The 22,789-nt window shown below is 59.3% G+C and carries 21 protein-coding genes; 15 read left to right on the top strand and 6 right to left on the bottom strand.

The genetic code is table 11. The annotated features are described in order from the left end of the window. The first annotated feature begins 21 nt into the window (after positions 1-21). Positions 22-1,299, top strand: coding sequence for a PepSY-associated TM helix domain-containing protein (locus AAFH49_RS01260; RefSeq protein WP_342295385.1), 1,278 nt, complete (start codon positions 22-24; stop codon positions 1,297-1,299). Positions 1,300-1,750: 451 nt separating this feature from the next. Beyond that, a complete protein-coding gene (locus AAFH49_RS01255; protein ID WP_342295384.1) occupies positions 1,751-2,647 on the top strand; it encodes a T9SS type A sorting domain-containing protein in 897 nt (298 codons plus the stop codon). A gap of 68 nt (positions 2,648-2,715) precedes the next feature. Here the strand turns inward: AAFH49_RS01255 and AAFH49_RS01250 are convergent, their stop codons facing one another. Beyond that, positions 2,716-3,486, bottom strand: a complete 771-nt coding sequence (locus AAFH49_RS01250) for a sulfite exporter TauE/SafE family protein (protein WP_342295383.1) — start codon at positions 3,484-3,486, stop codon at positions 2,716-2,718. A 234-nt stretch (positions 3,487-3,720) separates the two neighbouring features. Continuing rightward, positions 3,721-5,256: a replicative DNA helicase gene (dnaB, locus tag AAFH49_RS01245; RefSeq protein WP_342295624.1), complete on the bottom strand. Its 1,536-nt coding sequence runs from the start codon at positions 5,254-5,256 to the stop codon at positions 3,721-3,723. Between the two features lie 389 nt (positions 5,257-5,645). Between dnaB and AAFH49_RS01240 the strand changes: the two genes are divergently transcribed. After that, positions 5,646-7,037, top strand: a complete 1,392-nt coding sequence (locus AAFH49_RS01240) for a UDP-N-acetylmuramate--L-alanine ligase (protein WP_342295381.1) — start codon at positions 5,646-5,648, stop codon at positions 7,035-7,037. A gap of 230 nt (positions 7,038-7,267) precedes the next feature. On the opposite strand, the gene AAFH49_RS01235 is transcribed toward AAFH49_RS01240, so the two are convergent. Continuing rightward, a complete protein-coding gene (locus AAFH49_RS01235; RefSeq protein ID WP_342295379.1) occupies positions 7,268-7,837 on the bottom strand; it encodes a hypothetical protein in 570 nt (189 codons plus the stop codon). A 38-nt stretch (positions 7,838-7,875) separates the two neighbouring features. Then, positions 7,876-8,673, bottom strand: coding sequence for a M48 family metallopeptidase (locus AAFH49_RS01230; RefSeq protein WP_342295377.1), 798 nt, complete (start codon positions 8,671-8,673; stop codon positions 7,876-7,878). 213 nt (positions 8,674-8,886) lie between these two features. Between AAFH49_RS01230 and AAFH49_RS01225 the strand changes: the two genes are divergently transcribed. The 7 genes from AAFH49_RS01225 (at position 8,887) to AAFH49_RS01195 (ending at position 16,509) form a co-directional block, all read left to right on the top strand. Further along, positions 8,887-9,501, top strand: a complete 615-nt coding sequence (locus AAFH49_RS01225; RefSeq protein ID WP_342295375.1) for a fumarylacetoacetate hydrolase family protein — start codon at positions 8,887-8,889, stop codon at positions 9,499-9,501. A 143-nt stretch (positions 9,502-9,644) separates the two neighbouring features. Next, positions 9,645-11,648 carry a M23 family metallopeptidase gene (locus AAFH49_RS01220; protein ID WP_342295373.1) on the top strand — a complete coding sequence of 668 codons (2,004 nt, stop codon included), beginning with the start codon at positions 9,645-9,647 and terminating at the stop codon, positions 11,646-11,648. Between the two features lie 224 nt (positions 11,649-11,872). Continuing rightward, positions 11,873-12,322, top strand: coding sequence for a thioredoxin-dependent thiol peroxidase (gene bcp / locus AAFH49_RS01215; protein ID WP_342295372.1), 450 nt, complete (start codon positions 11,873-11,875; stop codon positions 12,320-12,322). Positions 12,323-12,644: 322 nt separating this feature from the next. Next, on the top strand, positions 12,645-13,529 hold the full coding sequence (locus tag AAFH49_RS01210; RefSeq protein ID WP_342295371.1) for a transketolase: 885 nt from the start codon (positions 12,645-12,647) through the stop codon (positions 13,527-13,529). Positions 13,530-13,545: 16 nt separating this feature from the next. Beyond that, positions 13,546-14,955 carry a vWA domain-containing protein gene (locus tag AAFH49_RS01205; RefSeq protein ID WP_342295370.1) on the top strand — a complete coding sequence of 470 codons (1,410 nt, stop codon included), beginning with the start codon at positions 13,546-13,548 and terminating at the stop codon, positions 14,953-14,955. 119 nt (positions 14,956-15,074) lie between these two features. Beyond that, positions 15,075-15,437, top strand: a complete 363-nt coding sequence (locus AAFH49_RS01200) for an endonuclease domain-containing protein (protein ID WP_342295369.1) — start codon at positions 15,075-15,077, stop codon at positions 15,435-15,437. Positions 15,438-15,552: 115 nt separating this feature from the next. Next, the gene (locus AAFH49_RS01195; protein ID WP_342295368.1) at positions 15,553-16,509 is read left to right on the top strand and encodes a transketolase family protein; all 957 of its coding nucleotides are present in this window, start codon (positions 15,553-15,555) and stop codon (positions 16,507-16,509) included. Between the two features lie 121 nt (positions 16,510-16,630). On the opposite strand, the gene AAFH49_RS01190 is transcribed toward AAFH49_RS01195, so the two are convergent. Then, positions 16,631-18,352: a hypothetical protein gene (locus AAFH49_RS01190; RefSeq protein ID WP_342295367.1), complete on the bottom strand. Its 1,722-nt coding sequence runs from the start codon at positions 18,350-18,352 to the stop codon at positions 16,631-16,633. A gap of 264 nt (positions 18,353-18,616) precedes the next feature. Between AAFH49_RS01190 and AAFH49_RS01185 the strand changes: the two genes are divergently transcribed. From AAFH49_RS01185 to AAFH49_RS01165, 5 genes are all read left to right on the top strand, one after another. Next, positions 18,617-18,997, top strand: a complete 381-nt coding sequence (locus tag AAFH49_RS01185) for a hypothetical protein (RefSeq protein WP_342295366.1) — start codon at positions 18,617-18,619, stop codon at positions 18,995-18,997. A gap of 143 nt (positions 18,998-19,140) precedes the next feature. After that, complete coding sequence (locus AAFH49_RS01180) at positions 19,141-19,689, top strand: RNA polymerase sigma factor (RefSeq protein WP_342295365.1); 549 nt, start codon at positions 19,141-19,143, stop codon at positions 19,687-19,689. Positions 19,690-19,754: 65 nt separating this feature from the next. Then, a complete protein-coding gene (locus AAFH49_RS01175) occupies positions 19,755-20,222 on the top strand; it encodes a hypothetical protein (RefSeq protein WP_342295364.1) in 468 nt (155 codons plus the stop codon). A gap of 24 nt (positions 20,223-20,246) precedes the next feature. After that, a complete protein-coding gene (locus AAFH49_RS01170) occupies positions 20,247-20,732 on the top strand; it encodes a hypothetical protein (RefSeq protein WP_342295363.1) in 486 nt (161 codons plus the stop codon). A gap of 173 nt (positions 20,733-20,905) precedes the next feature. After that, the gene (locus tag AAFH49_RS01165) at positions 20,906-22,132 is read left to right on the top strand and encodes an aspartate aminotransferase family protein (protein WP_342295362.1); all 1,227 of its coding nucleotides are present in this window, start codon (positions 20,906-20,908) and stop codon (positions 22,130-22,132) included. Between the two features lie 108 nt (positions 22,133-22,240). On the opposite strand, the gene AAFH49_RS01160 is transcribed toward AAFH49_RS01165, so the two are convergent. Next, positions 22,241-22,699 (bottom strand): tellurite resistance TerB family protein, encoded by a 459-nt coding sequence (locus AAFH49_RS01160; protein WP_342295361.1) that lies wholly within the window; start codon positions 22,697-22,699, stop codon positions 22,241-22,243. Between the last annotated feature and the right edge of the window lie 90 nt (positions 22,700-22,789).

Here is a 22,789-nt window from a genome sequence, read left to right as displayed (position 1 = left end):
ATCCTTCATCTGCATCAACTTATGACCCCGGTTAAATCAGCTTTTCGCACCGTTCACCTCTGGCTGGGCTTGGCCACCGGGCTCATCATCGTCTTCGTGTGCCTCACGGGCAGCGTGTTGGCCTTCGAGCAGGAAATTGAGCAGGCCTGGCACCGGGAGCGCTACTTCGTGGCCCCCACCACCACGCCGCGCCTGCCGCTGGCGCAGCTGGCCGAGGCCGTGAAAGCCCACAAGCCCAAAGCCAAAATTGGCGGCTTCAAGCTCTACGCCGACCCCGCCCGCACTGTGGAAGTAAGCCTGGTTGGCGGCCCGGGCGGCCCCGGTGCCAAAGATGGCGAGCGTGGCGGTACTTCGGAAAGAGGAGCTGGGCGGATGTCCGGTGAGCAGCGCGGCGAAGGAGCCGGCAAAGGCGGCAAAGGCGAAGGTGGTAAGGGCAACAAAGGCGACGGCGGCGGCCCCCGCATCTTCGTGAATCCCTACACGGCCGCCATCACAGGCGAGCTGAACCCGCGCGACAATTTCTTCAAAACCGTGGAGCAGCTGCACCGCGGCCTGGCGGCCGGCAAAATCGGCAAGCTGGTGATGGGCGTGAGTGCCACGGTGTTCCTGTTCATCCTCGGCACCGGGCTGGTGCTATGGTGGCCCACCGCCCGCAAAGCCCTCACGCCGCGCCTGAAGGTGAAATGGGGCAGTGGCTGGAAGCGCCTGAATCACGATTTCCACATCTCGCTGGGCTTCTATGCCTCCGTGTTCCTGTTCATCATGGCCCTCACGGGCGTGGGTATGTCGTTCGATTGGGTGGGCGCGGGCATCAACAAGCTCACCCACTCGCCCCTGAAACGGCCCGAGCCGCCCACTTCAACCGCGCCAGCCGTGGCGGGCACCGCCCCCTTCACAGCCGATGCCGTGCTGGCCCTGGCCCGTCAGCAGGCCCCTGATGCCGAATCATACACCGTGCAAATGCCCAAGGAGCCCACCGGCAGCATTCGCGTAGCGGTTTTGCGCCCCGGTGCCATCACCGAAAACGCTACCGATGAAGTGTACCTCGACCAGTATTCCGGCCAAGTAATCAGCAGCCAGACCTATGCCCAGCGGCCCGTGGGCCAGCGCATTCGCGGCCTCTTCAAGCCGGTGCATACGGGTGCCATTTTTGGCTTGTCCACCAAAATTCTGGCCTTCGTTATCGGCCTGCTGGGGGCCACGTTCCCCATCACCGGCACCATCATGTGGCTGAACCGGCGGCGCAAAAGCCGGCGCAAAACGCAGCAGCAAGCCGTGGCACTAAATGCTGTGGGGTGAGGGGTGAATGTTTCGGTTTAACTGGGTATTACTCAATTTATGTTATGCCTAAGGCAGTGATTTCGATGCTGCTATTTGTTGATGTATAAATTGTTGTAACTATTGGCAGTAGGGTTACGTATGATGAATAATCCTATTAAAATAATTCCCATCTTGAAACAGATTTCCAATTTTTGTACTGGGGATTTAATAATTTAATAATAATATATAATTGATATATAGGGGGTTGGTGGCCGAAGAATGAATTGGCAAATAGATTGTATTGCGGGTAGAAGATTCACTAAATCATCTGCTTATGTACAATCTATACGCCTCCATCAGAATCACGCTATTTTTACTTCTGTTGAGTTGTTTGGCCTGGCAAACTCAGGCTGCGCAATTTCAATACGTTAACGCCGTAGCTTCCTCGCTGAATACGGCGAATACATCGCACGCCATTGATAATTCGGTCATGACGGCCGCCACCCTTACGGCTCCATCACTGCTCGGCAGTGCCCGTTTGCGCCTGGGCTTTGGCTCGATAGTGCCGCAGGGCGGCGTGGCCGGCCTCGTTATTCAGGCCGGCTCTAACCTGGATTTATCGCTGCTGAGCAACATGACCATTCGCACCTACATGGGTTCGAGTGCGTCGTACGAGGAAAGCATGCCGCTCAATAGCTTAATCAGCCTGAGCCTGCTGAGCGCGGGCGCGGGCAAGGCCACTGTGGAGTTTCCAGTGGGCAAGGCCTTCAATCAGGTCGAACTGCGCATTTCGGGCCTGCTTAGCGCGAGTTTCGATGTGGACGTGTTTTCGGCTTACGGTACGCTTACCCCGCCGCTGCCGGTGGAACTGGTTATTTTTCAGGGCAAAAGAACGGTGGCTGGCACGGCCTTGTCGTGGAGCACGGCTTCGGAGCGCAACAGCGACTATTTCGTCGTGGAGCGGGCCGATAATTCGTCGGAGAATTTCCAGTCCATTGGCCAGTTGCAGGGGGCCGGCACCACGTCGCAACGCACCCAGTACGATTTCGTGGATGCCCGCCCGGGCGCGCTCAGCTACTACCGGCTACGGCAGGTAGACCGCGACGGTGCCACGAGCTTCAGCCCCGTGGTGGTGGTGAAAAATGCCGCACTCAGCCAGCCGCTGACCGTGTACCCCAGCCCGGCTACTCAAAATGTGGTGATTACGGGGGCGGTCGGCACTCGCTACGCCGTGCTCGACCAGTTGGGCCGGCAGCTGCAAACGGGCGATGTGCTGCCCGGGGCGCGCCCGGTGTTCGACGTGCGAGCCCTGCCCGGCGGTGTGTACTTTGTGCGCGACCTGGGCACGGGCAGCAGCACCCGCTTCATAAGAGCCGCCGCCGAGTAAAACTTAATCCTTCTTTATAACTGAAATAGCGAGTGCCCCGAACGTAGAAATTCGGGGCACTCGCTATTTCAGGCCAACGTCTCCCAACCCAGCTTCAGAATAAACACGCTGACCACCACCAGAAACAGCACCCGCACAAAGCCCGTGCCCTGCCGCATAGCCACCCGCGCCCCCAGCATGGAGCCCAGCACGTTGCACACCGCCATAGGCAGCGCCACCTGGTACAGCACCTGTCCGGTCGAGATGAAGTAGGCCAGCCCGGCAATATTGGTAGCCACGTTCACCACTTTGGCCGAAGCCGAGGCCGCCAGAAAATCATAGCCGAACAAGCCTACGAAAGCAAACAGCAGCAAACTGCCCGTGCCCGGCCCGAAAAAACCATCATAAAAACCGATGCTGGCTCCCAGGGCCACGCCTGTCCACAGCTCGCGGCGGCCGTGCAGGCGCGGCGCGTGCAGACTGCCAAAATCCTTGCGCCAGAAGGTGTAGGCGGCCATGAGCACCAGCAGCGCCAGCACCAGCGGCTTCACCAAGTCCTTGTTGAGGCCGCTCACGGCGCGGGCTCCCAGTAGCGCGAAACAGCCCGCCACCACGGCTGCTACTGCCACCGTGCGCCAGCGTATGGGCACGCCCGTAAGGCCCTTTAAATACCGAAAGGCCGAGGCCGACGTGCCCGCCAGACTGGCCACCTTGCCGGTGCCCAGCACCGTAGGAATGGGTACATTGGGCAGCAACAGCAGCAGCGCCGGCAACTGAATCAGCCCGCCGCCGCCCACCATGGCATCAATAAAACCGGCCAGAAAGGCAAAAAAACATAGTAGTGGGAGCGCAACCGTCATGGCGCGAAGGTAGCGCCTGTCATTGCGAGTGGAGCGCAGCGGAACGCGGCAATCCGTCCTCTCATGGGCGACAAACCTAGTAGTGTGACAAAGCCCTATGTTAAACGAAAAGCCCCGCCTCTACCAAGAGTCGGGGCTTTTCACATCTCAGGGCTTATCACATTGCACAGGACGGATTGCCGCGTTCCGCTCCGCTCCACTCGCAATGACAGGCGATTTCTGCCGGATAAGTCCTTAAAACGGCGGCTCCTCGCCGAAGCTGTTGCTCTTCGGGAACGGTACCGGCGACTCGTTAATCTTCGAACCCAGCCGAATGGTGGTCGGGGCGAAGGGGCTGGGCTCGTTGTCGAAGTTGCTGGCGGGCAGGCCCATGGGCTGGTAGCCGCTGGGGTCGAAACCACCGCCCACACCGTCAAGGTCGGCGAACTTGGTGAACTTGCCGATGAACTTGAGCTGCACGGTTTCGAGCGAGCCGTTTCGGTGCTTGGCGATGATGACTTCGCCCACGCCTTGGGTCGAGTTGCCTTCGGCGTCCTGGTCGAGGCCGTAGTACTCGGGGCGGTAGAGGAAGATTACCATGTCAGCATCCTGCTCGATGGAGCCCGATTCACGAAGGTCACTCAGCTGCGGCTTCTTGTCGCCGCCCCGCGTTTCTACCGAGCGCGACAGCTGCGACAGGGCCAGCACGGGCACATTCAGCTCTTTGGCAATGCCCTTGAGGGCCCGCGAGATGCTGGCGATTTCCTGCTCGCGGTTGCCGCCGCGGCCGTCGGTGTTGCCGCTCATCAGCTGCAGGTAGTCGACGATAATCATCTGCACGTCCTTTTGCGAGCGCAGGCGGCGGCACTTGGTTCGCAGTTCGCGGATGCTCAGGCCGGGCGTGTCATCAATGTAAATTGGGGCGGCCGAGAGGGCCGTGATTTTGTGGTTGAGCTGCTGCCACTCGTGGTCGGCGAGGCTGCCTTTTTTGATTTTCTCCGAATCGAGCTCAGCTTCGGCTGAAATCAGACGGTTAACCAACTGCAGCGAGGACATTTCCAGCGAGAAAATGGCCACGGCTTTCTTGAAGTCGACCGCCGCGTTGCGCATGGCCGATACTACGAAAGCCGTTTTGCCCATGCCCGGACGAGCTGCAATAATCACAAGGTCAGATGGTTGCCATCCGCTGGTGACTCGGTCCAGAGCCGTGAAGCCGGTGGGCACGCCCGTCAAGCCATCAGCCTGATTCTTCTTTTCTTCAAGTTCCTTGATGGCCTTGCCCATCAAACTCCGCATATCGTCGAAGTTCTTGCGAATGTTCGATTCCGACACCTCAAATAGGGCCGATTCAGTATCATCCAGCAGCTTGAATACGTCGGTCGTATCCTCAAAAGCATCGCGCTGGATTTCGCTCGAAATCCGAATTAGCTCACGCTTGATGGCGGTTTCGGTGATGATACGGGCGTGGTATTCGACGTTGGCGGCCGAGTTAACTTTCAGCGTCAGGTTGGCTACGTAGAAGGGGCCGCCGGCGGCTTCAAGCTCGCCCATTTCGCGCAGCTCGTGCACTACGGTGAGCTGGTCGATGGGCTCCGACTTATCAAAAAGCCGGATAACGGCTTTGTAGATGCGTTGGTGTGCGTCCTTATAAAAGCTCTCGGGCTTGAGCAAATCGATGACCGAGGTGAGGGCGTCTTTTTCCAGCATCAGGGCGCCGAGCACGGCCATTTCGAGCTCGGGGGCCTGGGGTGGCAGCTTGCCGGCCGCACTGGCATTTTGGGGGACCACCATGCCGCCCCGATTGGTCCAGGCCGCCTTGGCGCGGGCAGCGGATTGCTTCAGGCGGTCGTCCATCTGGTCGGGCATAGGGGGATTGGGTAACTAAAGTAACGAGATAGCAGGGGACAACGCGGCCGGCCCGGGAAATAAAACCGAGCCGGCCACGATGTACACAAAGTTAACCCCGACGGCACGGAAAAGATTGGACCCGGTCGCCGATTCTTTCGGGCGGGCGATGGCGGCGGCGGCCGGACCTTTGTACTTTCGCGCCCCGATAATTCTGGTTTTCAGTTGCTAGGTATTGCTTGTCGGGAGGGTGGTTGTGGAGGAATATTTTCTCGCGACTGACTCTGAAAACAGCTTCTTCCCAACTGACAATGACCACCTAACGCCTTCTCCATTTGGAATCCTCCACCAGTCCCGCCCAGCCCGAATCCATTCACCTCATCGCGGTGGGCGGCAGCATCATGCACAACCTGGCGCTGGCCCTGCACCGCCGCGGTGCCCGCGTGACGGGCTCCGACGACGAAATTTTTGAGCCTGCCAAAGGCCGCCTTGCCGCCGCCGGCCTGCTGCCCGCCCAGGAGGGCTGGGACCCGGCCCGCATCACGCCCGACCTCACGGCCGTCATCGTGGGCATGCACGCCCGGCCCGACAACCCCGAGCTGCTCCGTGCTCAGGAATTGGGCCTGAAAATCTATTCCTTCCCCGAGTACATCTACGAGGCCAGCCGTGACAAGCAGCGCATCGTCATCGGCGGCTCGCACGGCAAAACCAGCATCACGGCCTGTATTCTGCACGTGCTGCGGTTTCATGGTCGCAAATTCGACTATGCCGTGGGCGCGCAGCTGGCCGGCTTCGATTTGATGGTGCAACTGACGGATGACGCGCCGATTATCATCATCGAGGGCGATGAATACCTGTCGTCGCCGGTGGACCGGCGGCCCAAGTTTCACCTCTACCAGCACCACATTGGCGTGATTTCGGGCATCAGCTGGGACCACATCAACGTGTTTCCGACCGAGGAAATCTACCGCGAGCAGTTCCGCATCTTCGCCGATATGACGCCCAAGGCCGGCGTGCTCATCTACGACCGCGACGATGAGCAAACCCAACTTATCGCCGTGCCCACCAACCCCGACGTGACCTACATCGGCTACGGCCCGCATGAGCACGTCATCCGCGACGGCCGCACGTTCCTCATCACCAAAAAGGACGAGGAAGTGCCCGTGCAGGTGTTCGGCGAGCATAACCTGCGCAATATTTCGGCCGCCAAAGAGGTGTGCAAGCAGCTTGGAATCAAGGGCAAGGATTTCTTCCGGGCCGTGGCCACCTTCCCCGGCGCGGCGCGGCGGCTGGAGCTGGTGCGCGAAGGCGCTACCTCGGTGGTCTACAAGGATTTTGCCCACGCGCCCAGCAAGCTCAAAGCCACGGCCACGGCCCTGAAAAAACAGTTTCCGCAGCGCCGCCTGGTGGCTTGCCTGGAACTGCACACGTTCAGCAGCCTCAATCCGGCGTTCCTGCCGCAGTACGCGCATTGCTTCGATGCGCCCGATGTGGCCGTAGTCTACTTCAATCCTCATGTATTGGAGCACAAGCGCCTGCCGCCGCTGGCCGCAGCTACCGTAGCCGAAGCCTTTCAGCGCCCTGACATCAAAGTCATTACCGACAGCGCCGAGCTGGCCGCGTTTTTAAGAAGTCAGACCTGGGATAATGCCAACCTGCTGCTCATGTCCTCGGGCACGTTTGATGGGCTGGATTTGAATGGTCTGGCGGCAGAAATCACGGAATAGGCAGGCTGAGTATTGTCATTCCAACGAAGGAGGAATCTGAGGAAAGTTGTTCTTCAAGTTTTACCCAGATTCCTCCTTCGTCGGAATGACAACCTTTCACCCAAAGAAAAAAGCCCGCTATTCAGCGGGCTTTTTTGGTGTTGGGGGCACGGCGGGCCGTTTCTTATCAGTAGTGATGAGCAGCGCCAGCGCGGTGAGCGCGGCCCGGAGCAGCCATTTATTGCGGGTGTTCATTTCGTAGCGGGCGCTGATGAAAAGAGCGAATTGTTAACGTCCACTTTCAAGTCACAGGTGCTGCCGCCTACTTTCTCGCCACAGGTGGTGCCCACGATGCGGCCGTTCTCGAAGTTGAAGAAGCACATGGGGCAGCCCTGGCCGCTGATGGTGTAGCGCTCGGCGGTGGGGCGCAGGTAGTAGGTGTTATCGCCGCCGGTGGTGAGGGGCAGGGCCATGGCCCGGAACATGCCGTTGCGCAGGCCCATGCCGATGAGGTAGTAGCTAACTGGCTCGTCGGGGCCGGCGGGGGCTTTGCGCACCTGGATTTTGTCGATGACGGTGCCATCGCCGAACTGCCGGATGAAGGCTTTGGCCAACTCGCTGCGGGGTGTGGTATACTCCGTCGAACTGTCGGTGAAATGCACGATTTGCCGGCTTTCCGGCTTGGCAATTACTTCGCCCTTGATGCGGTTGGGGCTGCCGAACTCATTGGTGGCCTGCTTGGTGCTTTCGCACGACATAGCCAGCAGCATTACCAAAATGCTCAACAGGCCCAGCCCAAGCAAACGCGGAATAAGTTTCATGGCAGAAGAGCAAAAAGGTGGACGTGAGTCGCTGCGGACTAGCGAGGTTTGTAGTACTTACGGGCTTCGGGCAATTCGCGCTGAATATCCGCGATGCGGGTGCCGTTGGAGGGGTGAGTGGAGAGGAATTCGGGCGGCGAAGCCTGGTTCTCGCGGGCATCCATGCGCTGCCAGAACGTAATTGCGCCGTCGGGATTGTACCCGGCCATCGCCATGAAAATCAGGCCCAGGTGGTCCGCTTCCGATTCCTGGTTGCGGCCGTATTTCAGCAGCCCCACCTGCGAGCCTACGCCAAACGCCTGCAAGGCAATTTGCTGCGTAGCCGCGCTGTTGGTGGAAAGTGCGGCCGACAGCGCCTGCCCGCCCAGCTGCTGCACGAGGCCCTGGCTCATCCGCTCGGAGCCGTGCTTGGCTACGGCGTGCGCAATTTCGTGCGACATCACCACGGCCAGGCCGTTCTCGTCCTGCGTGATGGGCAGGATACCGGTGTACACGGCCACTTTGCCGCCGGGCATGCACCAGGCGTTCTGCTGCTTGTCGTCCTGAATCACATTGAATTCCCACTGGTAGCCGGCCAGCTGGTCGGAGGCGTTTTGCTGGCGGAAATACGTTTCTACCGCCGCCTGAATGCGCTGGCCCACGGTGCGGACCATGTTCACCTGCTGCGAATTGGTGGAGAGCGGGCCTTTGGCGATAACGTCGCGGTACTGGGTGGCGGCCAGGGTGTTGATTTCGCTGTCGCTCACGAGGCTCAGCTGGCGGCGGCCTGTGATGGGCACCGTGGAGCAGGCGGCCAAAAAGGCCAGACTGGCCACGAGGGTGAGTTTTCTAAGCATGGGAGTGAGAAAGAAAGATGGGTGAAAGCGTCAGCCTCGGGCCAGGTATTTTGGGCCGAAGCGCGGGCTGCCGTTGCGGCCTATACGGCAGCAGGGCGGGGTAAAGTTTTGGCTTTATACGGCTACCGGGCCGGAAAAAGCGGCTACCCGATTGCCGTAAGCCAACGGGGAGCCGTAGTTTTGACATATCTACGACCCGCCTTTCCCGTCGCCATGAAAATCATCTGCATCGGCCGCAACTACGCCGACCACATTGCCGAGCTGCACAACGAGGTGCCCTCCGCACCCGTCATCTTTATGAAGCCCGAAACGGCGCTGCTGCAACGCGGCCAGCCGTTTTTCATCCCCGAATTCTCTCAGGATATTCACCACGAAATAGAGCTGGTGCTGCGCGTGAGCAAGAATGGCCGCCATATCGATGAGTCGTTTGCCAACAATTATTTCGATGCCATCGGCCTGGGCATCGACTTCACGGCCCGCGACTTGCAGGCCGAGCTCAAGAAGAAAGGCCTGCCGTGGGAGCTGGCCAAAGCCTTCGACGGCTCGGCCCCGATTTCGCCCACATTCAAGCCCGTGGCCGAGTTTGCCGACCTGGCCAACATCAACTTCCACCTCGAAGTGAACGGCGAAACCCGCCAGACCGGCAACTCCAGCCTGATGCTGCATCCCTTCGCCAAAATCATCAGTTTCGTGTCCAAGTATATCTCCCTGAAAATGGGCGATATGATTTTCACCGGCACACCCGCCGGCGTAGGCCCGGTGAAAATGGGCGACCAACTGGAAGGATTTCTGGAAGGGGAGAAGCTATTGGAGCTGGGTATTCGTTAGGGTGTAGAGACGCGTAATTGCGTCTCGGCGTTGAACTGCGGTGTTGAACGCATCCTATATGGCGCGAACGACGAGACGCAATTATGCGTCTCTACACCCGTTCAACGACATCAAAAACAAGCTGAATTAAAAGAAGCGTTATTGTGCAAAAGGGAAAGCTAACTGTGCGGTTGATAGTAAGTGTGTTTCTGGTGCTGCTGGCGTGGCGGGTAGGGGGGCAGGAGGCCGACTCTTCCGACCACGACCACAGCCTGACCGAGCTGCTAAATGCCGGGCGGCCCATCGTGGCCCCGGGGTATTTCATGTTTCCGATTGCGCCGGGCAAGCCGGGTTTCCTGGCCGGAAGCATGGGCGAGTTGCGCCCCAACCACTTCCACGGCGGCATCGACATCAAGACCGGCGGCGGGGTGAACCAGCCCGTGTACGCCGCCGCCGATGGCTACGTGTCGCGCCTCAAGCAGTCGTCGTTTGGCTACGGCAACGTGCTCTACATCACCCACCCGAATGGCCTGACTACGGTGTATGGGCATTTGAATGAGTTCAAAGGGACTTTCGCGGCAGAGCTGTTGCGCCGGCAGTATGAGAAGCAGAGCTACGAACTGGAATGCTTCTTCGAGAAGGACCGGTTTCCGGTGAAGAAGGGCGAACTGGTGGCGCTGAGCGGCAACACGGGAGGCTCGGCCGGCCCGCACATGCACTGGGAAGTGCGCGACGCCCAAGACCGGCAATACAACCCCCTGCAATGGGGCGGCTTCCCCGAGATTCAGGACCATGTAGCGCCCACCATGCAGGCGTTTGCGCTGGAGCCGCTGGGCATTGAGGCGCGGGTGAAAAACGTGTTTGCCAAGGCGGTGTTTGTGCCGAAGGTGCAGCCGGGGCCGGGCGTATCCACCACCTGGGCCGACACCATCAGCTGCTTCGGCACGGTAGGAGTCTTGATTCAGGGTTTCGATAGATTTGATAATGCCTGGAACAAGAACGGCATCCAGCGCGTGACGGTGAAGGTGAACGGGCAGCCGTTTTACCAGCACAACATCGACGCGATACCCTTCCCGACGGGTACCCGGCAGGTGGGCAACTTCGTCGATTTCCTGTACCAGAACACCCAGGGCCGCACCCTGCAAAAGCTGTGGGTGGACGACGGCAACGACCTGCTGATGTACTCCACCACCAGCCCCGGCAAGGGCCGCCTCAACGTGGAGGCCGGCAAAACCTACAACGTCGACGTCATCCTGGCCGACTCCTACAACAACCAGACGCCCCTGCACCTGGTGCTGCGCGGCGAGCAGCCTGAATACTTCAAAACCCGCTCCGGCGTGGTGAAGAAGCCCGCCCTGCGCTTCGAGGTGACCCGCAACCTGCTGAAAGCCGTATCGGCCGACCCCAGCACGGACTCGGTAGGGGCCAACCTGGTGCTGCTGCGCGGCAACCGCCGCCTCGAAATCCGCCCGAGCTACACCCAGAACAGCGAAAACGTGTACCTCTACGACCTGCGCGCCGGCCTGCCCGATTCCATTCGTTTCGGCAGCATCACCAAGAAATTCGACCGGCAGGTGATGATTCCGGCGGGCCGGGAAACCAACTACGCCACGGCCAAGCTCAACGTCATGTTCGGCAAGGAAACACTGTTCGGCAACATCTACCTCGCCACCGCCTACAAGCCCGAGCCCACCGGCAGCGGCTTCTGGACGGTGGGCTCGCCGCTGCTGCCGCTCTACCACACGGCCGTGCTCACCCTCAAGCCCGCCACCCCGCCCGCCGACCCAACTCGCACCGCCATCTACGCGGCCACGGCGGCCGGTGGCAAGGCCTACCTCGGTGGCAAGTGGGACGAGCAGGGGCAGATTACGGCCAACATCCGGCAATTCGGCTCATACCGCATCCTCACCGATACCGTGGCCCCCAAGGGCAGCCTCATCGGGCGGCCCGGCGGGCAGGTGCTCTTCCGCGTCGGCGACGACCTTTCCGGCCTGGCCACCTACCGCCTGCTGGTGGGCGGCAAGTTCCGCCTGCTGCGCTTCGAGCACAAGAATTCCACCCTCTTCACCGTGCCAACGGACACCGTAGGAGCCCGCCTGCGCGGCCCCGCCGAGCTACGGTTGACGGACCAAGCGGGGAATGAGCGGGTGATTCCACTGAGCTTGTAGGAGCGGGGGAGGAGTTAGCGGAAAACTCCCCTCCTTACCAAGGAGGGGACGTTGAGCCGCAGGCTCAACTGGGGTGGTTGTGGCGTTGAACAGTCCCCGAACAAGTCCATTTCCGCCGTTCAACGCCCACAAGCACCCCCGTTTCAGCTTTGCTGAAACATCCCCTCCTTGGTAAGGAGGGGAGTTTTACGTTCTTCGTATTCTTAATCAAAACACCTCCCACCATGTCCCTCGAACCCGGCCAACCCGCCCCCGATTTCACCGCCCAGGACCAGGACGGCAACACCGTCAGCCTGCACGACCTGCGCGGCCAGAAAGTCGCCCTCTACTTTTACCCCAAGGACGATACCCCCGGCTGCACCGCCCAGGCCTGCAACCTGCGCGACCACCAGGAGGAGCTCAGAGCGAGCAACATCAAGGTCATCGGCGTGAGCATCGACGGCGAGGCGGCCCACAAGAAATTCGCCCTCAAGTACGACCTGCCCTTCCCGCTGCTCGTCGATACCGACAAGACCATCGTGCAGGCCTACGGGGTGTGGCAGGAAAAGAAAAACTACGGCAAGACCTACATGGGCACCGTCCGCACCACCTTCCTGATTGACGAAAACGGCCTGATTGAAAAAATCATCAAGAAGGTCGATACCAAAGAGCACGCCGCCCAGTTGCTGAAGTAGCTCCGGACCTCTGGAGAACCCATTTTCATCCAGAAACGGACGCTCCGGACCTCCGGAACGAGCATTTCCGGACGGCGGAGCCCGTTCCGGACCTCCGGAGTACCCATTTTCACGCGGCGAAGCTCACTCCGGACCTCCGGAACGGGCATTTCCGGACGGCGGAGCCCGCTCCGGACCTCCGGAGTGCCTGTTTCCGGCCGGCGGAGCCCATTCCGGACATCCGGAGTGCCGCTTATGGCTGATATTGCCATCGTGTGCCTACCTGGAGGCTCCATCCCGCCGTTTACTACCTTTACCCACCGAACCCAACTATTCCCGACCCATGACCGACACCACCGCCAAGACCGTCGAAAAACCCGAAAAGACGAACGAAGAGCTCAAGGAAATTGCCACCCAAGTGCGCCGCGACATCGTGCGCATGGTGCACGCCGTGAATTCGGGCCACCCCGGCGGCTCGCTCGGCATCACTGATTTGCTGGTGGCGCTCTACTTCAAGGTGATGAAGCACCACCCCGAGCCCTTCGATATGGACGGCAAGGACCAGGACCTGTTTTTCCTGTCCAACGGCCACACCTCGGCCACCATGTACTCGTGTTTGGCCCGCTCGGGCTACTTCCCCATTAGCGAACTGGGCACATTCCGCAAGCTCAACTCGCGGCTGCAAGGCCACCCCACTACGCACGAAGGCTTGCCCGGCGTGCGCGTGGCCTCCGGCTCCTTGGGCCAGGGCCTGAGCGTGGCCTGTGGCGCGGCCCAGGCCAAAAAGATGAACGGCGACAAGCAGCGCGTGTTCGTGCTCATGGGCGACGGCGAGCTCGAAGAAGGCCAGAACTGGGAGGCTGCCCTCTACGCCAGCCACCACAAAATCGACAACCTCGTGGCCATCGTGGACCGCAACGGCCAGCAGATTGACGGCTCGACCGACGAAATCGGCGGCCTCGGCGATGTGGCCGCGAAGTTCAAAGCCTTCGGCTGGCACGTCATCGAAGGCGACGGCAACCACTTCGATGCCCTCATTCCCCTCCTCGAAAACTGCGTAGCCGCCACCGGCAAGGCCAAGCCCGTCATGTTCATCATGGACACGAAAATGGGCTTCGGCGTCGATTTCATGATGGACGGCCACAAGTGGCACGGCGTCGCTCCGAACGATGCCCAGCTGGCCACCGCGCTGGATGAGCTGAAAGTAGGCACCGAAGGCGACTACTAGGTCGCGGCTGTTGCTCATGCTGCCGCGCTTGCTCCGGGCCTTATGTTTCCTGTTGCTGGTGGCCCCGCTGGGGCTGCCAGCTCAGGAAGCGCATGCCCAAAACGCCCCGCCCGAAAAGCCCAAGGTCACCCGCATTCTCTTCCTGCTCGATGCCTCGGGCTCGATGATGGCGCCCTGGGAGGGCCAGCCCCGCTGGGAGGTGGCCAAGCGCATGCTCAGCAAAATGGTCGACTCGCTCAACGCCTACCCCAACCTGGAGCTGGGCCTGCGCGTGTACGGCCACCAGTACCCAAACTCCGAGAAAAACTGCCAGGACTCGAAGCTGGAAGTGCCCTTCGCGCCCCGCAATGCCAAGGCCATCAAGGCCCGACTCGGCACGCTCAAGGCCCAGGGCAACACGCCCATCACGTATTCGCTGGAGCAGTCGGCCAACGATTTCCCCACCGATAAGTCCTCCCGCAACGTCCTGCTGCTGATAACCGACGGCCTCGAATCCTGCAACCGCGACCCCTGCGCGGCCTCCCTGGCCCTGCAGCGCAAGCACGTTTTCCTGAAACCGTTCGTCATCGGCATCGGGGCTGAGCGCGATTTCGGCCGGCAGCTCGAATGCCTCGGTCAGTACTACAACGCCGCCGAGGTGAAGACCTTCCGCACGGTGATGAACGACGTAATCGCCAAAACCCTGAGTAAAACCACCGTCTCGGTAAACCTCACCGATGCCAACGGCAAGCCCGTGGAGACGAACGTCAACATGACGTTCGTCAACAACGTGACCGAGCAGCCCGAGTACAACTACGTCCACTACCGTGACGCCCAGGGCAAGGCCGATGTGCTCGACATCGATGCCCTCCAGAGCTACGACCTCGTGATAAACACCGTGCCGCCCGTGCGCCAGGCCAACATCCCCATCATCCCCGGCAAGGCCAACGTTCTCACCTACAAAACCCCGCAGGGCACCCTCTGGCTGCAAAACCCGCCGCTCTCGCCCAATCCCTACGGCACCATCCGGGCCGTAGTGCGCACCCCGGCCGGCGCTACCGTCACCGCCGGCACCTTCGGCACCCGCCAGAAGCTGCTGGCCGGTAACTACGAAGTGGAAGCCCTGACCTTGCCGCGCACCGTGCGCCGCCTCTCCATCAAGCAGGGCCAGGAATACACCTTCACCTACGACGCCCCCGGCACCCTCAACATCACCTCCGACCTGAAAGGCTACGGCAGCATCTATCAATTGAATGATGATGAGTCGCAGACCTGGATTTACGACCTGCCGCAGGGCGGGAGCAGCAAAATCAACCTACCCATGCAGCCGGGTGCTTACCGCTTAGTTTTCCGTACTGCCACCAGCAACGGCAGCAAATACACGGACGTGCGCAATTTTAGTATTCGGAGCGGGCAGACGACTTCGGTAGCCATTTTTGGAAAGTAAAGCAGAACGAAAACTCCCCTCCTTTTTTAAGGAGGGGACATTTTCACGAAGTGAAAATTGGGGTGGTTAAGTCGTTGAACGACTCGCATCAGAAACGCAAGATTCTTCATCAAGTAGCAATGGACACTTACCACAACCTGCCGCAAAAGAAAGAAGACCGCAGCACCCTTCGCAATGCGCTCACTCCTGCCGAAGCAACCCTATGGAAATCCCTGAAAGGCGGCCAGCTTGCCGGCCGGAAGTTCCGCCGCCAGCATAGCGTCGGCGCTTACATTCTGGATTTCTATTGCCCTGAAGAAAGAATTGCCGTGGAACTGGACGGTGCCGGCCACTACACTGCGACGGGTAATCTGCACGATGCTGCTCGCACGGATTACCTCAATACGTTGGGTATTCAGGTAATCCGATTTGAAAATAAATTGATTTGGTCGGACCTGACCAGTGTATTGCACACTATTGAAAGTAAGTTTCATCTTGTTTAATCTTTCTGGTGCGAGTCGTTCAACGACTTAACCACCCCAATTTCAGCCTTGCTGAAATGTCCCCTCCTTAAAAAAGGAGGGGAGTTTGTTCTAACGAAACCTCCCTAACATCCCAATGAAAGACTTCCCCTACACCGAATCCAAAGACACCCGCAGCGGCTTCGGCGCTGGCCTGGCCGAGCTGGGCACCACCCACCCCAACGTAGTCGCCCTCTGCGCCGACCTCACTGGCTCGCTCAAAATGGACGCCTTCAAAAAGGCCTTCCCCGAGCGGTTTTTCCAGGTCGGCATTGCCGAGGCCAACATGATGGGCGTGGCCGCCGGCATGACCATTGGCGGTAAAATCCCCTTCACGGGCACCTTTGCCAACTTCAGCACCGGCCGCGTCTACGACCAGATTCGCCAGAGCATTGCTTACTCGGGCAAGAACGTGAAAATCTGCGCCTCCCACGCCGGCCTCACGCTGGGCGAAGACGGCGCTACCCACCAGATTCTGGAAGACCTCGGCATGATGAAAATGCTGCCCGGCATGACCGTCATCAACCCCTGCGACTACAACCAGACCAAAGCCGCCACCATCGCCATCGCCGACTACGAAGGCCCCGTGTACCTGCGCTTCGGCCGCCCCGTGGTGCCCAACTTCACGGCCGCCGACCAGAAATTCGAAATCGGCAAAGCCTGGCTGATGAACGAAGGCACCGACGTGAGCATCTTCGCCACCGGCCACCTCGTGTGGAAAGCCGTGCTCGCCGGCAAGCTCCTGGCCGAGAAAGGCATCAATGCCGAAATCATCAACATCCACACCATCAAGCCGCTCGATGCGCAGGCCATCCTCGCCTCGGCCCGCAAAACTGGCTGCGTGGTAACCGCCGAAGAGCACCAGATGAACGGTGGCCTCGGCGACAGCATCGCCCAGCTGCTGGCCCGCGAGGAGCCCCTGCCCCTGGAAATGGTGGCCGTGCACGACAGCTTCGGCGAAAGCGGCACCCCCGACCAATTGATGGAGAAATACGGCCTCACCGATAAGGCCATTGTAGAAGCCGTGGAAGCGGTGATGAAGCGGAAGAAATAATTAGCTTTCAGTGACGCAAAAGCCCCCGCAGCTCCGAAAGTTGCGGGGGCTTTTGCGTTTTAAACGTGCCGAGGCATTCAATTCTTTCCGCCTAGAGGGAGTGCCAATGTTCTAAGTAGCTTCAAATATTTGTAGTGCTCATCAGCTTTTGGGGCGGCCGATGAGCTTGCAGAAACTGCTGGGCAGCCGCTATTTCGGGCCTGTCTGATTTGGCCAGGTTGGCAACCCGCAGCAATTGCTGATAATAACGGGTGGCCTTGGCGGCATCGCCGGCCCGGCTGGCGGCCAGCCCCGCGCCGCACAGGCCATTGAAGCGGTTGGGGTGTTTGCGAAGATTGGCCTCGTACGCCATTAGCGCCTCCTGAGGCTTATTAAATTGCAGGAGCATATCGCCCAATAGCTCGCGTGCCGGGAGTACTTCGGAAGGCGTAACCGGGTGCTTTTCGGTGCCATCTTCCAGGTCGGCAGCGGCATGCATAAGCTCTAATGCAGCATCGCCTTGGCCTTCTCGCCAGAGAATCCAGGCCTCGGCGGCTTTGACTTGGATTTCAACCTGCCGGGCTTTGTACTCGTCTTTCTGAGCTAGGAGCTTGCCCTGAAGCTCCTTTAACGCCTGCAGCTCTGCTTTGGCAGCAACCACTTTGTTGGAATGAACCAGGCCCAGCGCCCGTGTGAAATGCACAATGGCCCGCTGCCAGGGGAAATCCTGCCAGGGAAAATCGGGCCTGTTAATTTCCAGTGCGGCCGCTTCTTGCCAGCGCCGGTTTTCGAGTAAATAGCGGGCCGGGATGGCCGCAAAAGCATACGCCACTTTAAAGTTTTGGGGCGTGACAATTTTGATATTTTGCAGGTGGTCCCATTGCTGTTGGGCAAGGGCATTTTCGCCCCGTTGCAGGTACGCGTACATGAGGTAATCCATGCCGTGCAATTCCTCGTCCCAGTGCCCTGGCAGGCCGGCTTCTTGCGCGTAGCATTGCGCCGAGGCCACGGAAGCCAAATTGGAATTGATACACTCTTCCCACAGTCCCAACCGGGTAAAAATGTGCGAAGGCATGTGCAGCGCGTGCGCCGACGATGGCGCCACGGCCGCATATTTCCGAGCCGCGGGCAAGGCTAATTCGGCCAGTTCCGGGTAATCGTATGTGTGAATGATATAATGAATTATGCCCGGATGATTCGGCTCATTAGGATAGAGCGCGGCTAATAATTGTCCCGCTTTTTTCTGATTAACAAACTGCTTGTCCGCCGGATTAGCAGACGCGTTCAGCGCCAACGCGTAGAAAATAGTGGCTTCCTTATCCGCCGGATATTTCGTGTGAAGAGCTTCCATGGCCTTCTCAAAACGGCCGCAGCGGGTGCGGTGGTCGGCGTGGTCGGCATCCTGATAGAAGGCCGCAATGGCATCGATATAATCGGCTTCGCGGGCAGTTTTTTGGGTAATTGATTGTGCCAGAGTGATAGCCTTAAGGCCTTTCTGTAATTCCGGCTCGGCGGGCGGCGTCCACAACGGATGGAAATTGGCCATGGCTACGCCCCAATACGCCATGGCACAAGCCGGATTTTTATCAATAATCTTTGCGAAGACCTTTTCTGCTTCATCGTATTCAAACGAATGCAACAGCTTCAGGCCAAGGTCAAAATCTGCCTGTGCGGCCGCCCCGCACGAAACCTTGAACTGAACCGCGCCCAGCTGCTGGTTGCTGGCCCCGCAAGTAATCACCTGCCCGCGTTTGAGGCTCAGTTGGGTGATGGCGGCCTGTGATGGGGTGGTGGTTTTCTCTCTGCACGACGATGCCAGCGCCAGCAAGGTGATAATTGTCCAATTCAGGGATGTCCGTTGCATATCGACTACTTGCTAAAAGCGTTGCCAGCTATCGGAATTAAGCTCGCCGCTCCTCGGTGTGCCAACCCTGACGGATTATTCTGGTAGAATTTATATTAAACATAGTGAATTTTAAACAAAGCCTTTGCTCGGCGGCTCGCGGCGCATTTTGCTGCGTAATACCACTTATCTCAGCGGGGGTAAACAGAGATTATTTGGATTTTTTAATTTGTGTAAATTATTGTTGATTAGTGCCCCGAAGTTTTCAAAGCACAAGTAGTTAAAATGAAAAAGGGATTTCTGATTACAGCTGTCAGCTGCGCATTGCTCGCGCTTACTTCAGTCGAGCTTCTGGCCCAGGCGGCACCAAAAGCCAAGCTTAAATATGGCAAATACAGCTGCACAGCCAGCAAATACCGTGGGGTAGTGACCGAATATATCCCGCGCGGTTCGTTCACGATAAGTACCGATGGCACCTATTTCTACTCCGGTTTTGAGAAACCCAGCAAGGGAAAATTCATCGTTGATAAAGACGGAAACCTGCTATTTACTGGTGGCTATTTTGATAAAGGCAAAGCAGAGAAAATAGACCGGCCCGATAAATACTTTCTGGTATTTCCGACCAATCCTGATAACCGCTGGACTTGCACTTACGCGGAAAAGTAGCCGCAACTCTGGTGCAGGCTAACTGCCTGTACCTGCCAGTGTAGTGGGCCGGGGCAAATACTTTTTCACCAGTCGCATTAAACGCGACCTTTGTCAGCGCGTCCAACCCCCGCCTTCGCCGCCCAGGCAAGAATCTATCGCGTTTGGAAGACCACGAAATTCTCCTCAAGTTCCAGGACCCCGCTAGCCGCAATCTGGCGTTCAACCAGCTCGTGCGCAAGTACCAGAGCAAGGTGTACTGGCACGTGCGCAAGATGGTGGTGGACCACGACGACGCCGACGACCTCACCCAGGACGTGTTTGTGAAGGTGTGGAAGCACCTCGAAAACTTCCGCCAGGATTCCCAGCTCTTTACCTGGATTTACCGCATCGCCACCAACGAGTGCCTGAATTTCCTGAGCAGCAAGCGGCGCAAGTTCCTGCTGCCGCTGAATGACGTGGGGGCCGAGCTGGCTGCCAAAATTGAAGCCGACCCCGCTATTGCCGGCGATGCCATTGAGCTGAAGCTCCAACAAGCCATTCTGCGCCTGCCCGACAAGCAGCGCCTCGTGTTCAACCTGCGCTACTACGACGAAATGCCCTATGAGCAAATGGCCGAAGTAACCGGCACCAGCGTGGGCGCGCTGAAAGCCAGCTACCATCACGCCGTGAAAAAAGTAGAAGAATACGTGACCCGCAACACCGACGACTAACCCCGCCCCGCACAATTTTTTACTGGCGGAATTAAACGCTGCCCCTGCCTTTTCATCCAACCATCATGAAAACTGCTTTCAAGCTAGACGCGCATCCCCGGCGGCCCCGCCCGCTGCTGAGCGAGCCGCCCGCTGGCTACTTCGATAAACTGCCGATGCATATAATGGCCCGGCTGCCCCAGGCCGATGCCCGCGAAACTGCATTAGGTCGCGGCTGGCTCAGCTTCCTGTCGCCGGCGCTGCGCACCGGGCTGGCCTCGGTGGCCGTGCTGGGCGGGTTTGCAGCCTCGTTCTACATGAGCGGCACTGCGCCGCTGGTGCCCGCCACGGCCACCACCGCCTCGCTCGATGCTGTGCCGCGCACCGAGCTGGTGGGCTACCTGCTCACGAGCGGTGCCCGCGTCGAAAACTCCGACCTGGCCGTGCTCACCGCCGCGCATCCAGCCATCACCAAAGGCTTCCTACAAGCATCGGAAGATGAGCTGAACGACGCGCTGGACGCGCAACCTTCCGACGATTCTACGTACCTCTAATTTCTGTATTCCTACCTCGCTATCATGTCCGTTTTATCATCCATGTTTCGTTTGCTGAGCCTCGCGGCTTTGCTGCTGCTGCTGGCCCCGGCCGCGCACGCCCAGGGTGGGCTGGGCGGCGGCCGGCGCCAGCGCCTCGGCCAGCTCGAAAACGCCAAAATTGCCTTCATCACCAACCGCGTATCCCTTACCCAGGACCAGGCCCAGAAGTTCTGGCCGCTCTACAACGAGTTTTCGACCCGCCGCCGCGAGCTCAACCGCAGCGGCCGCCTGCTGCGTCGCGACGTGACCGAAGGCATGACCGACCAGCAAATCCGCGACAACTTCACCCAATCCTTCAACATGCGCCAGCAGGAGCTGAACCTCGAAAAGGAATACTTCGATAAGTTTCAGAAAGTCATTTCCCTGCGCCAAGTGGCTCAGCTGTTTCAGGCCGAACGCGACTTCACGAAGGAAGTCATCAAGCGCGTGGCCGGGGCGGGTGCCCAGCCAGCCATTGACACCAATTAAGACCGTTTCTTTCTGAGCTATGCCAAGAGGCCGCTGCCCCCGCAGTGGCCTCTTTACTTTTGTGGGATAATCTAAACAGCCACTTCGCAGGTTGTTATCAAGGGCGGGTGGGTGAAGCTGCCAATGCATCCTCGTCCCCAAAATCCGACTAATCCGTCAAATCCGATAAAGCCGTGGTCCTCACACCCCGCCAATTATTCCTGCGCCACCAGGCCCAAACCTCTGATTTTCCGCTGCTGCTGGAAATTGAGCGGGCCGAAGGCGTGTACATGTACGGCCCCAACGGCCGCCGCTACCTCGACCTGATTTCGGGCATCGGCGTGAGCAACGTGGGCCACCGCCACCCGCGCGTGCTGGCCGGCATTCAGGCCCAGCTCGATAAATACCTGCACCTGATGGTGTACGGCGAATTGGTGCAGGCCGTCCCCGCGCAGCTGGCCGAGGCCATCCACAAAACCCTGCCCGCGCAGCTGGATTCGGTGTTTTTTACCAACTCCGGCACCGAGGCCATCGAGGGCGCGCTGAAGCTGGCCAAGCGCCACACCGGCCGCACCGAGCTCATTTCCTGCCTCAACGCCTACCACGGCTCCACGCACGGTGCCCTGTCCATCACCGGCTCCGAGAGCTTCAAAAACAGCTTCCGCCCGCTGCTGCCCGACGTGCGCCACATCCGCCACAACGAGCTGGCCGACCTCGCCTTTATCACCGAGCGCACGGCCGCCGTGGTCATCGAAACCGTGCAGGGCGAAGCCGGCGTGCGCGTGCCCAGCCCCGGCTACCTGCCCGCCCTGCGCGCCCGCTGCTCCGAAGTGGGCGCGTTGCTCATTCTCGACGAAATCCAGTGCGGCTACGGGCGCACTGGCACCATGTGGGCGTTCGAGCAGTTCGGCATCGAGCCCGATATTCTGGTGTGCGCCAAGGGCATGGGGGGCGGCATGCCCATTGGGGCCTTCATTTCGAGCACGGAAATCATGTCCGGCTTCAAAACCAATCCGATTCTCGGCCACTGCACCACCTTCGGCGGGCATCCGGTGAGCTGCGCGGCGGCCCTGGCCACGCTGCAGGTGATGCAGGATGAAAAACTGGCCGAAGGCGTGGACGCCAAAGCGGTGCGGTTCCGGGAGCAGTTGCGGCACCCGGCCATTCGGGCGGTACGCGGCCGAGGCCTGCTAATGGCTGTGGAATTCGATTCCTTCGCCGTGCTCAAGCCCATCATCGACTATGCCTTAGAGCACGAAGGCATCCTCACCGACTGGTTCTTGTTCTGCGACAACTCCCTAAGGCTGGCCCCGCCGCTCACCATCAGCGAGGCCGAGATTGACGACGCCTGCGCCGCGCTGCTGCGCGCCATCGAGCACATTGCCGGTGGGGGCGGGGTTGCACCCGGTAGGGCTAGCTAGGGCGATTAACGAACCAAGCTCGGTGCAGCAAAAAACCGGCCCTTTGGCAGCCCGAAACGGGGTTGCCAAAGGGCCGGTTCTGTTGCGGGCTGCCCGTTGGGAAATCTACTACACCGCCACGTTGGGGCGGGGCAACTCGTTGTAGTTCAGAAATGATGTGCTTTCTTCCTTGATGCGTTCCTTGGGCAGGCCATCTTTCACGCCCTGCGAAATCTTGCGCACCAACACGCCCACAATGGCTTTGCGGAAGCCCAGCTTCTCGGCCATCATGATGCAGAAGTCCATCTCAGTTTCGTCCACGATGCCGTCGGCCAACATCATATCTACAAGGTCGAAAATCTGGTCAAAACGCTCCGAGTCGGTGGTGGGCAGGTCGTTGCTGCTGCCTTTCGAGCCCGATACCAGCGCCTGCACTTCAGAGGAGCTGATGCCATTCTTTTTACCCACGGCGAGGATAAAATTCATCTCCCGAGCGTCGATATGGCCGTCGGCTTTAGCCAGCGCCGCGAGATTCAACAGGTGGCTTTTGATTTTTTTAGCCTGCTCATTTTCGAAAAAACCGAACATAAACGTGGGAATTAAGATGTGGGGAATGATTTTGGGAGCGAAACCGCGATTTCAGGGGTAAGATACACGAAAAATCAGCTTTTTGTTGTC

Origin of the sequence: Hymenobacter segetis (assembly GCF_038448715.1) — a bacterium.
In the GTDB taxonomy this organism is placed as follows: domain Bacteria; phylum Bacteroidota; class Bacteroidia; order Cytophagales; family Hymenobacteraceae; genus Hymenobacter; species Hymenobacter segetis.
This window is presented reverse-complemented; position numbering and strand designations above follow the sequence as displayed.